Origin of the sequence: Streptomyces sp. ADMS, from assembly GCF_033441795.1 — a bacterium.
GTDB lineage: Bacteria > Actinomycetota > Actinomycetes > Streptomycetales > Streptomycetaceae > Streptomyces.
Genome location: NZ_JAVFVX010000571.1, coordinates 1 through 271 on the forward strand (window position 1 = coordinate 1; position 271 = coordinate 271).

At 70.5% G+C, this 271-nt stretch carries 1 protein-coding gene; it reads right to left on the reverse strand.

Features of this window, described 5'->3' with window-relative positions:
• On the reverse strand, positions 1 to 271 hold a 271-nt coding region (locus tag RB628_RS42035; protein ID WP_318325843.1), incomplete at its 5' end, for an SH3 domain-containing protein.

Sequence of the window (271 nt, forward strand, 5' to 3'; positions counted from 1 at the left end):
TCAGGAGCAGCGGGTGCTGACGCCTCCGGTCTCGTCGCCCTTGAGGTAGATACCGCTGACGTAGCCGACGCCGCCCGCGTTGAGCGGGAGGCGGACCCACCTGTCGTTGGTGACGCCCTCGGCGGTCACGCTCTGGCCGACCACCCAGCACTCCGCCGGGTAGGACTGGCCCGGGTACACCTTGCTGCGGGGATCACACGAAGTGGACGCGCAGGCACGGACGTTGGCCTCCGCCCACGCCGTCACCGTCGTGGAACCACCCCCACCACCG